At 70.7% G+C, this 20254-nt stretch carries 16 protein-coding genes and 2 pseudogenes; 13 read left to right on the forward strand and 5 right to left on the reverse strand.

The genetic code is table 11. The features are described from left to right. Positions 1 to 7: 7 nt before the first annotated feature. The gene (locus OG978_RS21270) at positions 8 to 3835 is read right to left on the reverse strand and encodes a phage tail protein (protein WP_326766748.1); all 3828 of its coding nucleotides are present in this window, start codon (positions 3833 to 3835) and stop codon (positions 8 to 10) included. Positions 3836 to 4230: 395 nt separating this feature from the next. On the opposite strand from OG978_RS21270, the gene OG978_RS21275 reads away from it, so the two are divergent. The 13 genes from OG978_RS21275 to OG978_RS21335 all read left to right on the forward strand — a co-directional run bounded on the left by OG978_RS21275 (position 4231) and on the right by OG978_RS21335 (position 16393). Next, positions 4231 to 5781: a phage tail sheath family protein gene (locus tag OG978_RS21275; RefSeq protein ID WP_326766749.1), complete on the forward strand. Its 1551-nt coding sequence runs from the start codon at positions 4231 to 4233 to the stop codon at positions 5779 to 5781. An 86-nt stretch (positions 5782 to 5867) separates the two neighbouring features. Further along, the gene (locus tag OG978_RS21280) at positions 5868 to 6311 is read left to right on the forward strand and encodes a phage tail protein (protein WP_072488539.1); all 444 of its coding nucleotides are present in this window, start codon (positions 5868 to 5870) and stop codon (positions 6309 to 6311) included. Further along, positions 6311 to 6766, forward strand: a complete 456-nt coding sequence (locus tag OG978_RS21285; protein WP_326766750.1) for a hypothetical protein — start codon at positions 6311 to 6313, stop codon at positions 6764 to 6766. Before OG978_RS21280 ends, OG978_RS21285 begins: the two co-directional genes overlap by 1 nt. After that, a complete protein-coding gene (locus OG978_RS21290) occupies positions 6763 to 6906 on the forward strand; it encodes a DUF6760 family protein (protein ID WP_326766751.1) in 144 nt (47 codons plus the stop codon). Before OG978_RS21285 ends, OG978_RS21290 begins: the two co-directional genes overlap by 4 nt. A gap of 29 nt (positions 6907 to 6935) precedes the next feature. After that, entirely contained in the window at positions 6936 to 8687 is a 1752-nt protein-coding gene (locus OG978_RS21295) for a hypothetical protein (protein WP_326766752.1), read from the forward strand. Between the two features lie 37 nt (positions 8688 to 8724). Continuing rightward, positions 8725 to 9162 (forward strand): phage tail protein, encoded by a 438-nt coding sequence (locus OG978_RS21300; protein WP_326766753.1) that lies wholly within the window; start codon positions 8725 to 8727, stop codon positions 9160 to 9162. Positions 9163 to 9167: 5 nt separating this feature from the next. Beyond that, positions 9168 to 9971, forward strand: coding sequence for a CIS tube protein (locus tag OG978_RS21305; protein WP_326766754.1), 804 nt, complete (start codon positions 9168 to 9170; stop codon positions 9969 to 9971). After that, on the forward strand, positions 9971 to 12034 hold the full coding sequence (locus tag OG978_RS21310) for a VgrG-related protein (protein ID WP_326766755.1): 2064 nt from the start codon (positions 9971 to 9973) through the stop codon (positions 12032 to 12034). The genes OG978_RS21305 and OG978_RS21310 overlap by 1 nt, the downstream gene beginning before the upstream one ends. A 36-nt stretch (positions 12035 to 12070) precedes the next feature. Then, positions 12071 to 12364, forward strand: a complete 294-nt coding sequence (locus tag OG978_RS21315) for a PAAR domain-containing protein (RefSeq protein WP_326766756.1) — start codon at positions 12071 to 12073, stop codon at positions 12362 to 12364. 6 nt (positions 12365 to 12370) lie between these two features. Further along, entirely contained in the window at positions 12371 to 12784 is a 414-nt protein-coding gene (locus OG978_RS21320; protein ID WP_124720016.1) for a GPW/gp25 family protein, read from the forward strand. After that, on the forward strand, positions 12781 to 14739 hold the full coding sequence (locus OG978_RS21325) for a putative baseplate assembly protein (protein ID WP_326766757.1): 1959 nt from the start codon (positions 12781 to 12783) through the stop codon (positions 14737 to 14739). Before OG978_RS21320 ends, OG978_RS21325 begins: the two co-directional genes overlap by 4 nt. 5 nt (positions 14740 to 14744) lie before the next feature. Next, a complete protein-coding gene (locus OG978_RS21330; protein WP_326766758.1) occupies positions 14745 to 15278 on the forward strand; it encodes a phage tail protein in 534 nt (177 codons plus the stop codon). 299 nt (positions 15279 to 15577) lie between these two features. Beyond that, positions 15578 to 16393, forward strand: a complete 816-nt coding sequence (locus OG978_RS21335) for a discoidin domain-containing protein (RefSeq protein WP_326766759.1) — start codon at positions 15578 to 15580, stop codon at positions 16391 to 16393. Between the two features lie 21 nt (positions 16394 to 16414). On the opposite strand, the gene OG978_RS21340 is transcribed toward OG978_RS21335, so the two are convergent. From OG978_RS21340 to OG978_RS21355, 4 genes and pseudogenes are all read right to left on the reverse strand, one after another. Then, entirely contained in the window at positions 16415 to 17761 is a 1347-nt protein-coding gene (locus OG978_RS21340; RefSeq protein WP_326766760.1) for a diaminopimelate decarboxylase, read from the reverse strand. A gap of 156 nt (positions 17762 to 17917) precedes the next feature. Beyond that, positions 17918 to 19600 carry a helix-turn-helix domain-containing protein gene (locus OG978_RS21345; RefSeq protein WP_326766761.1) on the reverse strand — a complete coding sequence of 561 codons (1683 nt, stop codon included), beginning with the start codon at positions 19598 to 19600 and terminating at the stop codon, positions 17918 to 17920. A gap of 28 nt (positions 19601 to 19628) precedes the next feature. Further along, positions 19629 to 19766 (reverse strand): annotated as a pseudogene (locus tag OG978_RS21350) (cytochrome P450); the annotation flags it as partial. Beyond that, positions 19756 to 20199: pseudogene (locus OG978_RS21355) on the reverse strand (FAD-dependent oxidoreductase); the annotation flags it as partial. The pseudogenes OG978_RS21355 and OG978_RS21350, both read right to left, overlap by 11 nt. Between the last annotated feature and the right edge of the window lie 55 nt (positions 20200 to 20254).

Raw genomic sequence — 20254 nt, forward strand, 5'->3', positions numbered from 1 at the left:
GCGGGGCTCACCCGCCTGACATCAAATCCTGCGCCGCCTTCTGTTCCGCTTCCTTGCGTTCCTGAGCCTGTCGCCGGATTTCCTGAATCCTCTCGTCGGCCACCAAGTCGTTCACCTGTTTTGCGCGATCCTTGAGTTGCTTGCGGAGGATTTTCATCTGCTGCTCCGTTTTATCGACCCCGCCGCTCGCGTCCAGGGACTGGTAGTCCGGTCGTCGGGCCGCGAGCTCTGCGATCTCCGCTGCGGAGGGATCGGCACTGCTGTCGAAGGCAGAAATCTCTTTATCGTTGAAGTTTGTTGAGCGTATGGAATCAAGGGTTATTGCGTGAACTTGCACGCCTGCCTTTTCGAGGATGGCCACGCCCAACTTCTGCGTATCATTCGTCCCACGCAGTTGATGCCATCGCAGTTCGTCTGGAACTGGCGGAGGGTTGGCGGCGCCAGCGCTTCCTCCGGTCTGTTCAGCTATATCATTCTGTGCTTCTTTATATTCCTTCTGAACGTCCTCGATTCGCTTGCGCGAGTCCTCCTCGCTGGTTCCCCAGAAACGCCTGACCTTCGGCTCCGGTAGTGGCTTGGATGGATTCTTCTTCTGCGCCTCCGCGCGGGCCTTCTCAAGCTGTTCGTGGGTGACAAGTGATTTGCTGGCAAACTGTTTGATGAGGTCGCCGTTCCGCTTCCGAACCTCTTCGCTGATTACTGACCCACCTCTGTACGGTGCTGTTACGTTGGCCTTGGCGGCGACAGTGGCCCCGCGCCGCTCAAGTTTCCTGACAAACTCTGCGATAAAATCTGCACAGTTCACGCAGGAGCTTCTGTTGATGAATAGGTCCATGTTGATGACGACGCCCTCCAGGCTGCCCTCTCCATAGTCTCCCCAGAGCAGTCGATCGAACGCCTGAATAACTTTCTCCTCTCCGTGTGCCTCGGAATAACTTCGCATGAATTTCTTGTCCGACGCCTCCATGTTGCTGCTCTCGAATGTCTTTGTGTTCCTGCTCTGTGCCACGCTCTTCCCGCTCCAAGAAATGATGCCTCGTGCATAGGTGGGCGGCGCCCACTCCTTCTTCTTATCAGCACCTCCATTGGGGGTTACTTCCATCTTCGCCGCAGCCTCATTCAGTGTTGCCCAGCCCCTTACCTCATGGATCCATGGAAGTTCTGCAAACTTGTCCCCAGGCAACGACACGGTGTCTAGATCGGAGGCAGAGTATTCTGGGTTCACCTTCGCTCGAATACGAACGGAATTTTTACTGTGGGTCCCAGTTATAAAAGAAAGACTGGTCAGTCCCTGGCGCTTGTAGCGGCTCTCTATCTCGCGCAGTATGGACTTCGCCTGGGTCGGCGACACTCCGCCTGCGACCCGGCGGGTAGCCTCCTCCGCCGCTCTGCGGGCCAGTTGTGCAAGCTCTTTCTGAGACTTCCCGGCCTTGGGGTCATGAGGATCCCCCTTCTTGCCCTTGAGTTTTTTCCAGAGGGCTTTGCCCTTCTTGGCGATGAAGTCGACGATTTTGTCGATGGCGCGGTTGACGGGTCGGGATACGGCGTGGAAGACGCTCTTGACCTTGTTGGCCAGGCTGCCGATTCCGAGGAGTGAGGCGAGGAAACCGATGAGGAGCGGGACGCTGGCGGCGAGGGCGGCTTCGACCATCTTCGGGACGCCTGCCGAACCGCCGTTGGCGATGGCGATGACCGCGTCGAGTACGGCGTTGACGAATTCGACGATCTGGGCGCCCTGGTTCACGATGAACGTGACGATGTCGATGATTCCCTTGACCGCGCGGACGAAGGCGGAGGCGGGGTTGAGGAGGGAGATGATCCAGGTGATCCCGGCGACGATGACGGTGGGGATCAGGTAGCTGGTGAGCTTTTCGAGGATGGTGGCTTTGATGTCGCCGGCCTCGGCCTCGATTTCCTTGATGGCGCCCGCGGGGCCCTCGGTGGCGAGTTTCTTTGCGACGGGGACGGAGGACTCGACGGCGGTCATGGCCTGGTCGGGGATGCCCTTGCGGGTGATGCGGGCACGGATGTTGTCCCAGGTCAGGCCGAGGAGGGAGGCGATGAGCTGGATGATGCCCTTGAGGTCGAACTTCTGCGGGAGTTCGAGACCGGCCTTGACCGCGGTGCCCAGCAGCCAGGACACGACGCCGGTCTTGAGGTGCTCGCCGATGTTGGTGATGAAGAGGTTGAGGCCGGCGCCGACGGCCTTGACGAGGTTGCCGAGGAACCCGATGGGGTCCTTGATGATCTTCATGATGGCGGAGGCGGCCTTGGCGAGGATGCCCAGCAGGAGGTTCTTGAGTTCGTTGATCGTCTTGAGGGCGCCGACGATCGCGTCCTTCGCCTTCTGGACCAGGCCCTTGTTGGCCTCCTGGAGCTTCTTGATCTCCTCGTCGACCTTGTTCAGGGCGGCGGTGTATTTCTGGGCGAGGTCTTGGACGAGCTGTTCGGACTTCTCGTTGACGGTGGCTTCGAGGTCGTCGAATTTGCCTGCGAAGTCGGTGGCGGCCTCTTGGCCGAACTCGCGGAGGTCTGCGGGGAGTTTGTCTACCTCGGCCTTGAGTTCGGTGCGGCCCTTGGCGATGCGGGCCTTGGCCTTGCCGAGTTCGGTGCCGATGATGTCGGCGACGGACGAGATGACGGTCTGCATCTGCGCTACGTAGAGCTTGCGGGCTTCCTGGAAGAGGTCGTTGGCCTCCTTCGGCATGCCCATCAGCTTGTCCTTGGCCCACTTCGCGGGGCCGAGCATGCCTGAGTAGCGCTTGTCCTTGTACTTCTTCATGCGGCGCTTGTGGTCGGCGGTGAACGCGTCCCTCGCCGCCTTCTCGCCCGAGGTGAATGCCTCGTCGACCTTCTTGTCGAGGCCGGAGAGGGTGTCCTCGACGTCCTTCTTCGTGCCGTCGTAGACCTTCTGGAGCTTGGCCGTTACCTCGGCGCGTTTCTTTTCGTCCTTGGACTTCGTTTCGCCCTTGCCGCCGTCGACCTGTTTGCCGGCCGAAGTCCTGGTCGCGGTGAGGGCGTCCATGGCCTGGGCACCGGAGGCTGCTGCCCCGGCCTTGGCGGTGTTCAGCTGCTGGGTCTCGGCCGCCTTGCCCTTCGTGGGGGCCTTCGCGGAGTCCGCTTCCGCCGTCTTCTTCGTGGACAGGGCCTGGTCGAACTCGGGCTCGTTGCCCTTGGCGAGCTGGTCCTCGGTGACCTCCGCGTCCGCCATCGCCTGGTCGTTGGCGGCCGGGCCCTGCGAGAAGTCCGTGACCGCGGCCGGCTGCTTGTCCGGGACCGCGTCGGCCGCGGACGGAGCACCGGGGTTGCCGGGCGCCTGGTCCGGGGTCATCGGCGTGACGGGCTTGTCCTTGGCCGCCGACGTGTCCGGCGGGGCCTTCGTCGCCGTGTCGATGTCCTTGGCCGAGGACTCCTTGCCGTCCTTGACCTTCCCGTCGACCTCGTCCTTGATCTGGTCGGCCTTGCCGGACTTGGAGAACTTGTCGGCCTGGTCGAGGTTCTTCGGGGCCTGGGAGTCGATCGCCTTGTTCACCGCGTCGATGAACGCCTGCTTGTTGAACTCCCCCGGCTTCGCCGCGTTCATCTTCTCGGCGTTCGCCGCCTTGCCCTGGGCCTCCTTGTCGTCGGGGGGTGCGACGGCCGCGTCCTGCGCCGATTTGGACTCGGTGGCGGCGGGGGCGTGTGCGGCCAGGCGGACCTTCTTGGCCGCCACATCCGCCTTGACCTTGCGAAAGCCGGGAGCCTGGGCGGGGGAGGGTTTCACCGGGGCCGTGTAGCGCTGGGCGACCAGGCGGGAGACAGCCCTGTTGCCCGCCGCGCGCTGCAGGCGTTGCACGCTGCGGGGGTCGGGGGCGGGGCGGTCGCCCGGCGGGCGGTGAGGTGGGGGTGCTTGCGAACGTGACACTTCGGGCTTGAGTGTCACGTTCTCGTGATGGGGGGTGCCTCTGCCGTCGGACACGGACGCGGAGGCGGGGTCCTTCTCCGGAACCGCCTTCATCCGCCCTCCCGGCCGCACATGTCCCTGTCGGCGTCCCAGGGTGTGCGCAGTGCCCGTGCGGTACGCAGGGCAGGAGCACCGCGGTCGGGGGCAGCGCCCGGCGGCACGTACAGCACGACGGCGTTGCCTGATCGGGCAGGGGCCGGTGCACGGGTGGGCGGCCGTGTGTCCGTTCCCGGTGATCGCGGCTGTCGCAAGAATTGCGGGCGTTCCCCGGCCAAGGAGAGACTCACATGCCGTCGTACCTGTCCCCGGGCGTCTACGTCGAAGAGATCGAGTCCGGATCCCGGCCGATCGAAGGGGTGGGCACCTCGGTCGCCGCCTTCGTCGGCTTCGCGCAGAAGGGCCCGTTCGACGAGCCGACGCTGATCACCAACTGGAGCCAGTTCGCCGGCACGTTCGGTGACTTCGTCGACGGTACGTATCTGGCGTCCGCCGTGTACGGGTTCTTCGCCAACGGCGGCGGCGTCTGTTACGTGGTGCGCATCGACGACGGCACCGAGCTCCCGGCCGAGGACGAGAGCGCTGGGACCGCCGGGCGGCTGCCCGCCGGGTCGGAGACGCAGCTCGGGCCGTACGCCGTGAAGCCCCGCCCCGGTGTGACCGGGGAGGTCACCGTCGAGGTGACCGAGGTGGAGGGGGACGATCCGCCCTCCGACGTCTTCCAGCTGATCGTGAAGCGGGACGGGCAGGTCGCGGAGACGTACCCGAGCGTCACGACCAAGCGCAGCAAGGAGAACGTCGCCACCCGGGTCAACGCGAAGTCGGAGCTCATCGAGATACGCGAGCCCGGGCGCGGTGCCGCCCCGGCCAGGCCCGCGACGCAGAGCGTGACGCTGGCTCCCGCCGCGCCCGCATCGCCCGCCGCCGGGGCGCTGACCCCCGAGCTGTACGTCGGCGATCCCGACCGGCGGACCGGTCTCGGCGGGCTCGAAGCGGTCGAAGTGGTCACGACCATCGCCGTGCCGGACCTGATGAGCGCGTACGAACGCGGGCTGCTGGACCTGGAGTCGGTGATCGCCGTGCAGCAGGGGCTCATCAGCCACTGCGAGTTGATGGGTGACCGCGTCGCCATTCTCGACCCGCCGCCGGGGCTGAGCCCGCAGCAGATCCGCGCCTGGCGCACCGACCGCGCCAACTTCGACTCCAAGTACGCCACGCTCTACTACCCCTGGATCCGGGTCGCCGACCCCTCGTCCGGGCGCGCCCGACTCGTACCGCCGAGCGGCCACATCGCCGGGGTCTGGGCCCGCAACGACGAGTCGCGCGGGGTACACAAGGCACCCGCCAACGAGGTCGTACGCGGTGCGGTCGCCCTGCAGACCCAGCTGACCAAGGGCGAACACGATCTGCTCAACCCGATCGGGCTGAACTGCATCCGGTCCTTCCCCGGGCGCGGCATCCGGGTCTGGGGCGCACGCACGCTGGCCTCCGACCCGGCCTGGCGCTATCTCAACGTCCGGCGCCTCTTCAACTACCTGGAGGAGTCGATCCTCGCCGGTACGCAGTGGGTCGTCTTCGAGCCGAACGACGACGCCCTGTGGGCCCGTATCCGGCGCACGGTGTCGGCGTTCCTGGTCAACGAGTGGCGCAAGGGGGCGCTGTTCGGGCTCACTCCGGAAGAGGCGTTCTACGTCAAGTGTGACCGTGAGACCAACCCGCCGGAGAGCATCGACGCAGGTCAGGTCATCTGTGAGATCGGGGTGGCACCGGTCAGGCCGGCCGAGTTCGTCGTCTTCCGCCTCTCCCAGCTGACCGGGGGCACCGGCGGCGTCGACGAGTAGCGCCGCCGGGAGCCGGGCCGTAGCAGCGCGGCTGTCCGGAGGTCCACCAAGCGGTAAAAGCGGTAAGAGCCGTAAAGGAGCCTGTTGTGCCACTTCCCGATCTCGACAGCACCGTCGGAGCCTCCTTCGGCCTCGAATTCGACAGCGTCGTCATCAAGCAGATCACCGAGGTCAGCGGTCTGAAGATGGAGCAGGACGTCATCGAGCTGAAGCAGAACACCGCCGACGGCCGTTACGCCATCAAGAAGCTCCCCGGCAGGCCGAAGGCCGGTGAGGTGACCGTGACCCGCGGTCTCACCGAGGACAACAGCTTCGAACGGTGGATCAAGGACTCCCGGTTCGGCCGGATGACCGCGGCCCGCCGCAACGGTGCGGTCATCGTCTACGACCACGAGGGCATCGCCATCAAGCGCTACAAGCTCATCAACGCCTGGCCGAAGTCACTGGAGATCGGGACCCTCAAGGCCGGTGACACCTCGGTCCTGACGGAGAAGCTCGCGATCACGTACGAAAGCATGGAACTCGACTGATGCGACGTACGACAGAGACGCCCGCTCCGGCCCCGGCTTCGGTTCCGGCCGGGGGGTCGGAACGGCGGTCCGGCCAACGGGAGCCGCTCCGTACCGAGTTCACCTTCGAGCTGCCGCGCGGGTACGTCGACGATGCGGGCGCCGTGCACCACACCGGCGTCATGCGGCTCGCGACCGCGCGCGACGAACTCGTGCCGTTGCGGGACGACCGGGTGCGCGAGAACTCCGCGTACCTCTCGGTCGTGCTCATCGCCCGGGTCGTCACCCGGATCGGCACGATCGACGACATCCACCCCGGCATCATCGAGGACCTCTTCGCCTCCGACCTGGCCTTCCTCCAGGACTTCTACCGGCGGATCAACGCCGAGGGGCACACCCGCGCCGCCGTCTCCTGCCCGGCCTGCAAGGAGGAGTTCGCGGTGAATCTCGCCGGTGGCCGCCTGGGGGAATCGTGACGTACGCGGCCGACCTGCTCTACGAGGAGGTCGCGTACCTCGCCTATCACTTCCACTGGCCGCTCGATGAGCTGCTGGACCTGGAACACCCGGAACGACTGAGGTTCGTCGCAGAGATCGCTCGCCTCAACGGGCAGTAGCGAACAGCGCAGGGAGGGCGGGAAAATCCATGGGCCTGATGTCCTGGCTGCGCGGCGGCGGGCGTACGGAGACGGGCGGGGGTACGGAGACGGGCAGCGCGGGCGCGGCTCCGCCGGCCGTGCCGCGCGAGCGGGTCGACCTGGCTGAACTGCCGCCCATCCAGCGGACCCTGGGCACTCAGGATCTGGTCATCGATCCTTCCGGGTTCCAGGGGTCGCTCTCCACCCGGCAGGACACCTCGCTCGGTACGCCCCTCGGGCATCTGGTCAGCCCGGACGCGCCCACCGGGCTGGTGCACGGGATCACCGCCCCGGCCACCCCGGTCACCGCGGATCGTCCGTTGCCGGTGCAGCGGTCCGTGGAGCGCTCGGTGGAGCTGCCGACGGGGGCTCGGTCCGCGCCCTTGTCCGTACCCCTGCCCGTGCTCGTACAGCGTGCTGTCGCGGGTGGTGTGCCCGCGGTGGCTTCGCCCATGACATCGGCCGGGGAGTCGGACGTGGCGGAGTTGCCGGTACGCCAATTGGTGGGCGAGCAGGCCTTTGTACCGGCCTCGGCTCCGGAGTCGGCACCCGAATCGGCCGCACCCGGGCCCTCGACCTCGATCCCGCTGCCGCCCCCGCCCGTTCAGCGTTCGGTGCTGCCTCCGGCCGGGGACCCGCCCCGGCGTGCGCCCGGTCTCGGTGCTCCCATGTCCGCGCTGCCGCCGACGGCGCAGCGACAGGCTGCCGTCGACGGTCCGGGTGCGGATTCCGGGGTGATTCCGGTTGCCCGGAGCGTGGCGGACGGTGGGGCCGACGAGGTCCCCGAGGCCGCTCAGGTGCCTGCGGCCCCGGAGCCGGCCTCCGACTCCGACGGGCCCACCGCTCCGCTGCTCGGCGACTCCCCCTTGCTCCCCGCCGCGTCGGATTCCACACCGGCGGCTCCCACGCCCGCGGTGCAGCGGACCCCTGCCGTGCCCGCACAGGCACCCCTGTCGCCGCCCCCGGCCACCGACCCGGTCGCGCCGTTGCTCGCCGACCGGCCCTTGACGCTCCAGAACAGGCAGAGCGGTGGGGTGGGCGCCGTACAGCGTTCCGCTGCGGACGGTGCGGCAGCGGTTGCTCCCGCCGGCGTGGGGCCGGCGCCCGGATCTGTGCTGCCGGCCCTGTCCGATGCCGTTCCGGTGCGCTGGACGTCCACCGGGTCCGGGGTGCCGTCGATGGCGGTGACCCCATCCGTACCGGCTGCTCTGCAACGTACCGCCGCGTCCCCGGGGCAAGCGGCGGGTGCGCCTTCGCCGCCGCTTCCTGCCCTGCAGCGTCGGGCAGTCGGGGGGCCGCCGGTGCCTCGTTCATTGCCGGGTTCCGGTAGCCATGCCGCACCGTCCCGCGGCCACACTCCCTCCGCGCCCTCGTTCACCTCGGCCGGCTCGGTCGCCGTGGCCGCCGGAGTGGCTCAGCGGATGGCCGACGGCAGTGTCGTCTTCGGGTCGACGCCGCCGCCGTACGCGCCACCTGTTGTCCAGCGCGAGACGGCGACCGAGGAACCACCGCCACCGGATCCGCCCCAGGAGCCCGCACCCGAACCCGATCCGGAGCCCCAGCCGGAACCGGAACCCGGGCCGACGGCCGAGGCCCACGGCGCGCCGGGCGCTTCCGGGGCCGCCCCCGCCTCCGGTGGAGCGCCGGTCGTCACCGACGAGCTGGTGCGCGCCCTGTACGCGCCGCTCAGCAGGCTCTTCAAGGCGGATCTGCGGCTGGAACGCGAACGGGCGGGATTCCTCATCAACACCAGGCACTGAAATCCACACCAGGCACTGAGATCGAGAGGTACGGACCATGGCCACCGCCCAGGAGAACGATCCCGCCGTCAGTGTCTGCTTCGTCGTCACGATCGACGACATCGAGCTCGGATCGTTCAACACATGCGACGGGCTGGGCTGTGAAGTGGTGCTCGAAACACGGGAGGAGGGCGGCAACAACGGGCATCTGTGGCAGTTGCCGACCCGCCTGAAGTACTCGAACGTCAAGCTGTCCAGGCCGCTCACCAAGGAGACCGAGAAGGTGGCGCGCTGGTTCGCCACCATGACGACCGGGTTCACCCGGAAGACGGCGCACATCGAGGCGCGGACCGGGGACGGGCAGAAGGTGGCCCAGTGGGGGCTGCTGGAGGTCGTGCCGGTCCGCTGGACCGGGCCCTCCTTCACCCCCGAATCGCCCAAGGTCGCGATGGAGACGATCGAGATCGCCCATCACGGCTATGTGATGGAGGGCTGAGCGTCGTGAGCGGTGCGGGCCCCATCGCCTTCAGCGCCGCCGGTACGTCCGGGGCGTCGGCCGCGAAGGCGGGCAAGGGAGGTTCGGCCAGGCCCAAGCTGGAGCACGCCTACCTGGAACTGCGGACCCCGCCGACCGGCGGCGGCCTCACCCCCGGCGGCCCGTGCGGGCGGATCGACTTCCAGTTCAACCCCAAGGAGCTCAGCCTCACCAAGGCCGCTTCCTGGAAGCGGAGTCCGGCCAAGGGCGCGAAGAGTTCCGGACCACCGGAGTACCAGGGCTCGCAGCCCAGCAAGCTCACCGTGGAGATGTTCTTCGACGCCAGCGACACCCAGGACACCCGGGTGGTGACCTCCGTCGAGCAGCTCTTCGCCTGCTGCGTGCCGACCAACGAGACCCGTCAGCAGCAGCGTTCTTCGCCGCCGTGGGTGGTCTTCCACTGGGGCGGGCTGACCGGGTTCCCGGGCTACGTCAGCCAAGTGCAGGCGAAATACACCCTGTTCACCACGTCGGGCGTGCCGATCCGGGCCGTCTGCCAGGTGACGATGGAGGAGATCAGCGGCGACACCCCGGGCCAGAACCCGACCTCGGGCGCCCTCGCGGCCCGCCGGGTGCACCGGCTGGACGCCGGGGACTCGCTGCCCTCGCTCGCCCAGCGCGAGTACGGCGACCCGGCGGCCTGGCGGGTGATCGCGGAGGCGAACGGGATCGACGACCCGATGCGGCTGGCCCCCGGACGGCAACTGCTGCTCCCCGCACTCGACGAGCTGAGCCGGCTCGAAGAGGGCCGGGACGGAGGGCGGTCCTGATGGCGCAGCCGGGCGTCGCGACGGCGCTGGTGGTCGAGTTCGGTGGCAGTCCGCTGCCGCCGAAGTTCGTGAACACACTGGTCGAGGGGTATGTCGACGACAGCCGGACGCTGCCCGACCTGTTCCTCCTGCGCTTCCGCGACCCGGACCGGGTGCTGCTGGAGCAGACCGGGCTGAAGATCGGCAGCGAGGCCAGGCTGCTGGCCCGGGCGGGCGGCAGCTCGGCACCGAAGCCGCTGCTCAAGGGGGTCGTCACCGCCCTGGAGGTGGAGCTCGACGAGACCGGCACCTTCACCGTCGTACGCGGGCTCGACGAGTCGCACCGGCTGTTCCGCGGACGTCGGGTGGCCAGCTACCAGAACATGACGCTCGCCGACATCTGCGCCCAGGTCGCCCAGCGCGCCGGACTGAAGCCGGGAAAGGTCGACGTGGCCGGTCCCGTGCTCGAACACATCGCCCAGCCCAACATCACGGACTGGGAGTTCATCCGGGACCTGGCCGAGGAGGCGGGCGCCCAGGCGTATGTGCTCGACGGCCAGTTGCACATCACCCGGCCCGCCGAGGCGAGCGGCGCACCGGACGGTTCGGCGCGGGCCGACCGCAATCCGCTGGTCCTGGAGATGGGCAGCAATCTGCTGCGCTGCCGGGCCGGGGTGTCGTCCGCCGAGCAGGTCTCCGAGGTCGAGGTGCGCGGCTGGGACGTCAAGACCAAGCAGCCACTGGTCGGGCGGGCACCCGCCGGAAAGTCGGCGACGCTGGAGCTGGGGGTGAGCGCGGCCGAGGTGTCCGCGCCGTTCGGCGAGGCGCGCTTCGTGGTCACGGACGCGGCGTACGGGGCGCAGGCGCAGGTGGACCAGGCGGCGAAGGCCCTGGCCGAGCGGATCGCCGGGTCGTTCGCGGAGCTGGAGGCGGTGATCCGGGGGAACCCGGAGGTGCGGGCCGGCAGCGCGGTGGCGCTCAACGCGGTGGGCGCGCCGTTCGAGGGGCGGTACACGGTCACGTCGTCCCGGCACGTCTTCGATCCGGTGCGCGGGTACGAGACCTGGCTCACCGTCTCCGGTCAGCAGGAGCGTTCGCTGTTCGGGCTGACCGGCGGAGGGCCGGGCTCCGGCGGGTCCGGCGCGGGGGCCGGAGGCGGGTCGCGCTGTGCGGGACTGGTCAGCGGGACGGTCACGGACACCCATGACCCGGAGGGCTCGGGCCGGGTCAAGGTGCGGTTTCCCTGGCTGTCGGACGAGTACGCGAGCGACTGGGCGCGTACGGCCCAGTCGGGCGGGACGAGCGGCGGCGAGGCGTTCATCCCCGAGGTCGGCGACGAGGTGCTGGTGGGGTTCGAGCACGGGCACCTGGACCGTCCGTACGTCCTCGCCGGTCTGTACAACGGGAAGGACCGGCCGTCGCAGGGCAGCGGCGGAGGCGGTGGCACAGGCACAGGCGGTGGCGGCACAGGCACAGGCACAGGCACAGGCACAGGCACAGGCACAGGCACAGGCACAGGCACTGACGGTGGCGGGGCGGGAGACGTGGCCGGAGCCGTGACCGGCGAATCGTCCGCCTCGGGATCGGCCCCGGGACCCGCCTCGGAGTCCACCCCGGGAGGCCCGCTCGTCGACCCGACCAGCGGGGCCGTCAACCGGCGCTCGATCGCCTCCAAGAGCGGCAACCAGCTGGAGATCCTGGACGACGCCAACGGGCCGCAGGGCGTACGCCTGCTCACCGGCGACGGAAAGCTGAAGATCGATCTGGACCGCAAGGGCACCGTGATCGTGATCAACAGCGACGGCAGCGTGAACATCGAGGCCAAGCAGCAGGTGTCGATCAAGGCGGCCCGCGGGGTCGCGCTGGACGGCGGGCAGGGAACGCTCGAACTGAGCGGTGACAGCGTCACGTTGAAGTCCCGCAGCGGAGTGAGCGTCGACGGCGGGAACGGCGAGGTCAAGCTCTCCACCGGCGGCACGGTCGACGTCCGGGGCGCCCAGGTCGCGGTCAACGGAACGCAGCGCACCGACATCAAGGGCGGCTCCTCCCTGGCCATCAACGCACCCATGGTGAAGATCAATTGACCGCGCGGACGCGCTGAGCGAGAGGAACGGACTGCCATGTCAGCAGCCGCGGCGGCAGCCGCACGGGTCGGCGACCCCACCGGACACCCCGGCACGGTCGGGCCCCCCGGCGTCCCGTCCGTGCTGATCGGCGGGCTCCCCGCCGCCACGGTCGGCACCCCGCACCTGTGCGCGTCGCCGCCGCCCGCGGTGCACGCCCCGTCCGCCATCGCGCCGCCCGGCAGCACCACGGTGCTGATCGGCGGGCAGCCCGCCGCCCGCGTCGGGGACCGGGCCGCCTGCGGCGCACCCATCGTGTCCGGGTGCCCGACGGTGCTGATCGGAGGCTGAGCGTCCATGGGGCAGGAGTTCATCGGCGCGGGCTGGGCCTTCCCGCCGCGCACCGACGCCACCGGGTCCATCGCCCTGGTGCGCGGGGAGCACGAGCTGGAGGAGTCGATCCGGCTGATCCTGGCGACATCACCGGGCGAGCGGCCGATGCGGCCGGAGTTCGGCTGCGCCGTCAACGACTACGTGTTCGCCCCGGCGGACGCGGGCACGGCCGGGCAGCTCGCGTACGAGGTGCGTCTCGCGCTGGACCGGTGGGAGCCCCGGATCGAGGTCACCGAGGTCGTCGTCCGGTTCGACGAGGCGGACAACGGGGTCCTGTACATCGACATCGGCTACACCGTCCGGGGCGCCAACGACCCCCGGAACCTGGTCTTTCCGTTCTATGTGATCCCGCAGCACGAGGAGGTGGACGGCGCGTGACGCTGCCCAGCCCGTATCTGGACGACCGCCGTTTCCAGGGCCTGGTCGACGAGGCGAAACGGCTCGTCCAGCAGCGCTGCCCCGAGTGGAGCGACCACAATGTGTCGGACCCGGGCGTGACCCTCATCGAGGCCTTCGCGACCATGGTCGACCAGCTCGTCTACCGGGTGAACCGGGTTCCGGAGAAGAGCTATCTGACCTTCCTCGACCTGATCGGCGTCCGGCTCCACCAGCCCACGGCCGCCCGCACCGATGTGACGTTCCGGCTCTCCGCGCCGCAGCCCGAACCGGTGCGGGTGCGGGCCGGCACGGAGGTCGCGACCGTGCGCACGGAGACCGAGGAAGCGGTGGTCTTCACGACCGTCGGCGAACTGTCCATAGTGCCCTGCGAGTTCGCCCACCTCGCCACCTGGCCGACGTCCGGCGACGCCCTGGACCGTACCGAGGAACTCGCGCTCGGCCGGTCCGTGCCCTGCTTCGGCGCCACGCCCGCGCCCGGCGACGCCCTCTACGTGGGCCTGTCCGCGGCCGTCCCCTCGGGCGTCGTCGTGCTGCGGCTGGACTGCGCGGTCGAGGGCGTCGGCGTGGACCCGCTGCGCCCGCCGCTGGTCTGGGAGGCCTGGAACGGCAGCGCCTGGACGGCCTGCGAGATCGAGAAGGACGACACCGGCGGCTTCAACCGGTCCGGGGAGCTGATCCTGCACGTTCCGGAGGGGCACACACCCCTCGTCGTCGTACGCCGCACCGGCGGCTGGCTGCGCTGCCGCCTGGTGGAGGCCGCCCCGGGGCAGCCCACCTACATGGCGCCCCCGGTGGTGCGCCGGATCACCGCGTTCACGATCGGCGCGACCGTCGGGGCCGTGCACGCCGAGACCGTGACCGACGAGGTGCTCGGCCCGGCCGAGGGGGTACCCGGCCAGACCTTCACGGTGAGCCGCCCGCCGGTCGTCCCCGGCGACTTCGTCGTCGAGGTCGCGGATCCGGAGGGGGGCCCGCAGGGCACGGAATGGACCCGGGTCGACGACTTCGCGCTCTCCGGCCCCGAGGACCGGCACATCACGCTCGATCCCAACTCGGGCCGGGTCGAATTCGGTCCGGCGGTACGGGAACGGGACGGTTCCATCCGCTACTACGGCAAGGTGCCGCCGAAGGGCGCCACCGTACGCGTGCGCTCGTACCGCACCGGCGGAGGGCTGCGCGGCAATGTCGCGACCTCCACGCTCCGGGTGCTGCGCAGCGCCATCCCGTACGTGGCCCGGGTGGAGAACCGCCGCCCGGCGCTCGGCGGGGTCGACGGCGAGACGGTGGAGAACGCCCGGGTGCGCGGGCCGATGACGCTGCGGACCCTGCGCCGGGCCGTCGTGCCGCAGGACTACGAACTGCTGGCCCGCGAGGTGGCACCCGACGCGGCCCGGGTGCAGTGCATCCCGGCCGGCGAGGACTCGGACGTCGAGGCGGGCGGGGTGCGGCTGCTCGTCGTACCGGCCGGGCGCAGCGACGAGCAGGGCCGGATCCAGTTCGACGAGCTCATCCCGCCGCAGCAGACCCTCGCCCTGATCGCGGGCCATCTGGACGAACGGCGGCCCATCGGCGCCCGGTTGGTGGTCGAGCGGCCCTTCTACCAAGGGGTCACGGTGGTCGCCTCGGTCCAGGCCCGCAGAGGCGTCGTGCTGGAACGGGTGCGCGAGGAGGCGCTGACCGCCCTCTACAGCTACTTCAACCCGCTGAGCGGCGGACCGGGCCGCGACGGCTGGCCGTTCGGCCGGCCGATCCAGTCGGGCGAGGCGTTCGCCGTACTGCAACAGGTGGCGGGCGTGGACCTGGTGGAGGACGTACGCCTCTTCCCCGCGGACCCCGTGAACGGGCAGCGCGGCGAGCCCACCACCAAGATCGCGCTGGACCGGCACGCGCTGGTCTTCAGCTACGAGCACCAGCTCCGGGTACGGGAGGCCTGACCGCCATGCGCACAGCCGTGACCGGCCTGCCGACACCGCACCCGCTGATCGAACAGCTTCCGGCGGTCTACCTGGAGCAGGACTTCCTGCGACGGTTCCTCGCGGCGCTCGACGACGTACTCGCCCCGGTCCTGCTCTCCATCGACAATCTGCCCGCCCACCTCGACCCGCGCAGCGCGCCCGAGGACTTCCTGACCTGGCTGGCCCAGTGGGTGGCCGTCGACACCCGCACGGACCACCCGGTCGAGCAGCGGCGGGCGACGGTGCTCGGCGCCGTCGAGCGGCACAGCAGGCGAGGCACCCGGCGCGGCCTCGCGGAGGCGGTGTTCCTGGAGACCGGGATCGAGCCGGACATCGTGGAGAGCGGCGGCACGGCGTGGTCGACGATGCCGCACACCCGGTTCCCGGGCGGCCCGCGGCCGTGGGTCACGGTCCGGGTCCGGGCCGCGCAGCCGTACCAGATCGACCGGGTGCGGCTGGAGGAGCTGATCCGTACGGAGATCCCGGCGCATGTGGGCTTCGACCTGGAGGTCCTGTGATCTGCGAGACGTGCGGCCAGAACAATGCGCCGGGGACGCAGTTCTGTACGTCGTGCCAGGCGTTCCTGGAGTGGGAGGAGCCACAGAGCGGGACCCCGGCGCCTTCCACTACCCGGCCGCCCCGGGCACATTGGGATCTCCACGTTCCTCCGGCCGCCCCCGCCCCCCAGCCCCAGCCACACCCCTCACCGCAGCCGACCCCCCAGCCCCAGCCGCAACCGTCCCCGCAGCCCTCCCCGCAGCCCCCCGTTGCCGCGACCGCTGCCCCGCGTCGTCCCGGCGACGAGACGGACGAGCGGGTGCCGGGGCCCGAGGCGCTGCCCGACGTACCGCCCGAAACCGCGAACACACCCCCGGGCCCACCGCCCGTCGTGCCCGTCCGCTGCCCCAACTGCCGTACGGAGAACGCCCCGGACCGCACCCTGTGCATCCGCTGCGCACTGCTCCTGGACCCGGGGCCGCCGCCCGATGTCCGGCCTCCCTGGTGGCGCCGGCTCCTCCGGCGGCGACCGCGTCAGGCGCCCACCGCGGGCACCCGGCCGAGGCGCCGGCTGTGGCGCCGCCCCGGTCTGGCGCTGCCGATCGTGCTGATCGTGCTGGCGTGCGGCGTCTGGTTCGCCCTTCCGCACGTGTCCGGGTGGTTCGGCTTCGCCAAGGACGAGACCGGGACGCCGGAGGCGGTGCCGCCCACCCGGTTCCGGGCGTCCAGCCGGGCTCCGGGGCACCCGGCGGGTGCGGCGTTCGACGGTTTCAACAACCGCTACTGGGCGCCCTCGGCGGCCGGGCCCGACACCGGGGTGGGCCAGTACCTGGAGTGCGACTTCGAGCACCCGGTACGGGTACTGAAGCTGGTCGTCTTCTCGGGTACGTCGGCCAAGATGGACGAGTTCCTCACCCAGGCCCGCCCGGCCAGGATCACCGTCCAGCTCACCTCCGCCGACGGAACCAGTGTCAACAAGAAGCTGCGGGTCAAGGACCAGCCGGGCCAGCAGACCTTCGACCTGCGCGGTTCGGAGATCGTCAAGGCCCGGCTGACGACCGACACCACGTACGGAGCGGGTCCCGGCCGCCGGCTCGCCGTCGCCGAGATCGAGTTCTTCGGCCGGAGGTCCTGAAGGAGCGGCCCTGACGGGAGCTCACCCCGCGGACAGCGCCACCAGGTTGTCCGCCTGCGCGAGACCGCTCTCCTCGACGACCCCGCGCACGCTCTGCGCTTCGCGCACCAGCGCGAAGCGCACCCGCCCGTCGGCATCGGTGCGGTAGCCGTACACCGCGGGCCGGGGCAGTGAGTTGTACGAGAAGTGCGAGGAGAAGTAGTACGCCCCGGTGTCGTAGAGCGCCACCACGTCGCCGGGCTCGATGGCGGGGAGCTCGACCCCGGTCGCGGCGAGGTCCCCGGCGAAGCAGCAGGGGCCCGCGATGTCGACGACCTGGGCCGGGCCCTGCTTGGGGTGGCCCGCGGCGTCGAAGACCCCGACGCGCAGCGGCCAGGAGCCGGGCATGAACACGGTACGGGTGGCGACCTGGGCACCCGCGTGCGTGACCGCGATCTGCCGCCCCCCGGCGGACTTGGTGTACTCGACGACGGTTCCGATCGTTCCGCTCTTGGCGAGCAGGGAGCGGCCGAACTCGGTGACGAGGGTGTAGCGGCCGTCGAAGAGCCCCGGGGCGGCTTCGCGGAGTTCGGCGACGTAATCGGCGTACGTGGGCCGGTCGTCCTCGTCGGCGAAGTTGACGGGCAGGCCACCGCCGATGTCGATCCCGGTGATCCGGGTGTGGCCCAGCCGGGTGTTGATCCGCTCGGCCAGCTCGTACGCCGCGCGGATGCCCTCGGCGATGAGCGGCAGCGGGCAGCCCTGGGAACCGACGTGCGCGTGCAGCCGGTTGAGCCAGGGCCGACGCTCGAAGGCCTCGATCACCGCGTCGACGGCCCCCGGGTCGCGCAGCGCGACGCCGAACTTCGAGGTCGCCGTCGCGGTGCTCATCGCGCCGATGGCCCCCGCCCCCACCTGCGGGTTCACCCGGAGCCCGATGGGTCCGGCGGCTTCCCGGCCGGCCAGCAGGCGGTCCACCCGGGCCATCTCCTGGAAGTTGTCCAGGTTGATCGCGATGCCGTGGGCGAGCGTGAACTCCAGCTCCTCGACCGTCTTCGCGGGGCTGTCGAAGACCAGCCGGTCGTACGCGAACCCGGCGGCAAGCGCCTGCTCCAGCTCACCGGGCGAGGCCACCTCGCACCCCATCCCCGCGTCCGCGAGCAGCCGCAGCACCGGCACCAGGCCGCACGCCTTGGCCGCGAACGTGTGCCGTACAGGGGCGGGCCCCTCGAACGCCTCGTTCAGCGCGTCCACCGCGGCGAGCACCCCGTCCACGTCGAGGAGACCGACGACGGGCGAGTGCGGACCGAGCAGCCCGTCCTCGACGGCGCGCGCCAGCGCCGCCGTGCGGCGGTCACCGCGCTGCCGGGCCTTCGAGCCTGAAGTCATGCCAACCACCACAACACCCCTCCGTCTGCCACGCCATTACGTACGGACAGCCTCGAACCGGCTGTACGAACAGCTTCGGCGCGGAGGGGACGGCGCGTCTTCGACCGACACGACGACGCCTGCCCGATTCCTTTGCCGTACCGGACAGCCGAACGATCAACGGCTACGGCTGTCCGTCCCGCGCGGCCGACGGGCCGCGAGCCGCAGTCCGATCTCCGCCAGGAGCCGCACGGCGGGGTCGGCCGGATCGACGCCGAACAGCTCCCGCGCCCGGCGCAGCCGGTACCGCAGGGTGTTGGGGTGCACATTGAGGCGCCGCGCGGCCGTACCCGTGTCGCAGGACGCGTCGAGGTAGGCGGTGACCGAATCGCCGTACGCCGAGCCGTGCACCCGGTCGTGCTCCACCATCGCGTGCACCGGCCCCGACAGCGAATCCCACAACGGCTCCACCCGGTCGAGCAGCCGGAGCACCGTCGTCTCGGGGACCACCTCGCCGTGCGCCGCCACCGCCGACACCACGTCCCCGGCCGGCAGCCTCGCGGCCCGCTCTCGCAGCACCCGCACCACCAGCTCCGCCGTCTCCCGCGAGGCGGGCAGCCCCGACAGGCCCGCCGCCACCGGCCCGGCGCCCGCGAGGACCACACTGCGTGGCACCGAGCGTGCCGTCGCCAGCAGGGTGCGGGCCGGATCGGTCTCCCCGTCCCCGGCCGGGACCAGGACGTACAGCTGCCGCCCGGACCGCGCGGTCACGCACCCCGACCGGTACGCGGCGGCCTGCAGCGCGAGCACATCCAGCACCCGCTGTCCGGCGGCGCCGGGCGCCTCGTCGGCGCCGGATCCCCGCCCGTCGTACGCCTCCGCGACCACCACCGCGTACGGCCGGTCCGCCGTGACCCCGGCCTCGTGCGCGGCCCGGACGTCGCCCTTCAGGAGCGCGTGCACCGCCCCTTCCCGCGCCCGGGCCGCCGCCCGGCCCCAGGTCTGATGGTGGGACAGATGGGGTACGGCGGCCCGCGCCGCCGTCCGGAGCGCGGCCGCCGCGTCCTCGGCGAGCGGCCGCCCGTCGGCGGCGGCCCAGATGGACCCGAGCACCTCGGTCCCGTGGCGCACCGCGATGGCCAGCCGCTCGGCGTACCGGGCGTCGGCGGGCAGCCGCACCACGCCGTCGGTGCTCCACAGCGCCTGGAAGAAGCCGCTCTCGCGGAGCTCGACGACCCGCCAGCGGGGGACCTCCTGACCCAGGATCGTCAGCCGGCGCATCGGATCGGGTTCGTGGTCCATCCGCGAATAGGCCAGCACCCGCGACTGCGGGTCCTCGATCGTGATGGCTCCGCCGACCAGGTCCGCCACCGTATTGGCCAGCCCGGACAGATCGCCGAGCCGCAGCCCCGCCACCCCGGCCGTCCCGCCCGCCCCGGCCGGGGCGCTGTGCGCCAGCGCGGTCCGCAACTGCCCGAGCACCTCCGTCCACCCCTGCCCCGGCCGCCGGGTCAGCAGCGCCGTACGCCCCTGGCCTGCCGCCTCCACCAGCGCGGCCCGCGGTCCCCGGCCGCCCCGCCGCATCACCACGGCGGCGGCCCCGGCCCGGTCGGCGCCGCGCAGCACGTCGACCGCCTCGGGCGAGGCGACCTCCACACCGACCGCGAGCAGGATCAGCCCGGACGCCGCCCACGTGCCGTCGTCCCGCTCCTCGCCGGCGTCGTGCAGCACCACATCGGCCACCGGCACATTCGTACCGCGCGGCGCCACGACGACATCGAGCATCCCGGGGGCGATCAGCCCGAGGATCTGCTCCAGCGAGGGGCCGGTGTCGCGCCGGTCCGGTTCGTGCGTCGGCATCCGCCCATCATGTTCCAAACAACCGGCCCTAGATACGGAGACCGTCGAACGCGACGTTCAGATGACGGGGCCCGCGCAGCACGGCGTTCTGCCGGTACGGCGGCGGGTCCTCCACCAGCCGCGGGGCGTCGAGCCGGTGGGCGAGTGCGGTCAGCGCGAGTTGGGCGGGCCGCGTCCTCGCGGGTGCGCAGTACGAAGACCCCGTCCAGCTCGGCCTCCGCCTGGTGCGGCCACGGCCGGGCACGTACCCCGGTGGTGATCAGCAGCCGGTCGTACTCCACCTCGTCGCCGTCGGCCAGCCGCACCCGCCTGGCCGCCATGTCCAGCCCGGTGGCGGCGACCCCGAGCCGCCAGTGCGCGTCGAGCCCGTGCCGCCGGGGCAGCTCGGTGCGATCGGCGGACGCGTGGCCCAGCAGCACCTGCTTGGAGAGCGGCGGACGGTCGTACGGCTCATGGGGCTCGTCACCGATCAGCGTGAGCGAACCGGTGAAGCCTTCCTGCCGCAGGGTCTCTGCGGCCCGGAGGCCGGCCGGCGAGGCGCCTACGACCACGATCCGCCCCTCGCGCCTCAGCCGCTCCAGAGCACCGTCACCGGACACCGGACAACCCCTCTCCGACCGCGACCGGTGCGTCGTCCGGGTCCTCCACCAGGAT

The organism is Streptomyces sp. NBC_01591 (genome assembly GCF_035918155.1).
Taxonomy (GTDB): Bacteria; Actinomycetota; Actinomycetes; order Streptomycetales; family Streptomycetaceae; genus Streptomyces.

What these genes read in the sequence shown, in the direction of transcription:
- OG978_RS21275 (WP_326766749.1), top strand. Translation starts at nt 4,231, where the DNA reads ATGCCGTCGTACCTGTCCCCGGGCGTCTACGTCGAAGAGATCGAGTCC.
- OG978_RS21285 (WP_326766750.1), top strand. Translation starts at nt 6,311, where the DNA reads ATGCGACGTACGACAGAGACGCCCGCTCCGGCCCCGGCTTCGGTTCCG.
- OG978_RS21295 (WP_326766752.1), top strand. Translation starts at nt 6,936, where the DNA reads ATGGGCCTGATGTCCTGGCTGCGCGGCGGCGGGCGTACGGAGACGGGC.
- OG978_RS21300 (WP_326766753.1), top strand. Translation starts at nt 8,725, where the DNA reads ATGGCCACCGCCCAGGAGAACGATCCCGCCGTCAGTGTCTGCTTCGTC.
- OG978_RS21310 (WP_326766755.1), top strand. Translation starts at nt 9,971, where the DNA reads ATGGCGCAGCCGGGCGTCGCGACGGCGCTGGTGGTCGAGTTCGGTGGC.
- OG978_RS21315 (WP_326766756.1), top strand. Translation starts at nt 12,071, where the DNA reads ATGTCAGCAGCCGCGGCGGCAGCCGCACGGGTCGGCGACCCCACCGGA.
- OG978_RS21320 (WP_124720016.1), top strand. Translation starts at nt 12,371, where the DNA reads ATGGGGCAGGAGTTCATCGGCGCGGGCTGGGCCTTCCCGCCGCGCACC.
- OG978_RS21330 (WP_326766758.1), top strand. Translation starts at nt 14,745, where the DNA reads ATGCGCACAGCCGTGACCGGCCTGCCGACACCGCACCCGCTGATCGAA.
- OG978_RS21340 (WP_326766760.1), bottom strand. Translation starts at nt 17,761, where the DNA reads ATGACTTCAGGCTCGAAGGCCCGGCAGCGCGGTGACCGCCGCACGGCG.
- OG978_RS21345 (WP_326766761.1), bottom strand. Translation starts at nt 19,600, where the DNA reads ATGCCGACGCACGAACCGGACCGGCGCGACACCGGCCCCTCGCTGGAG.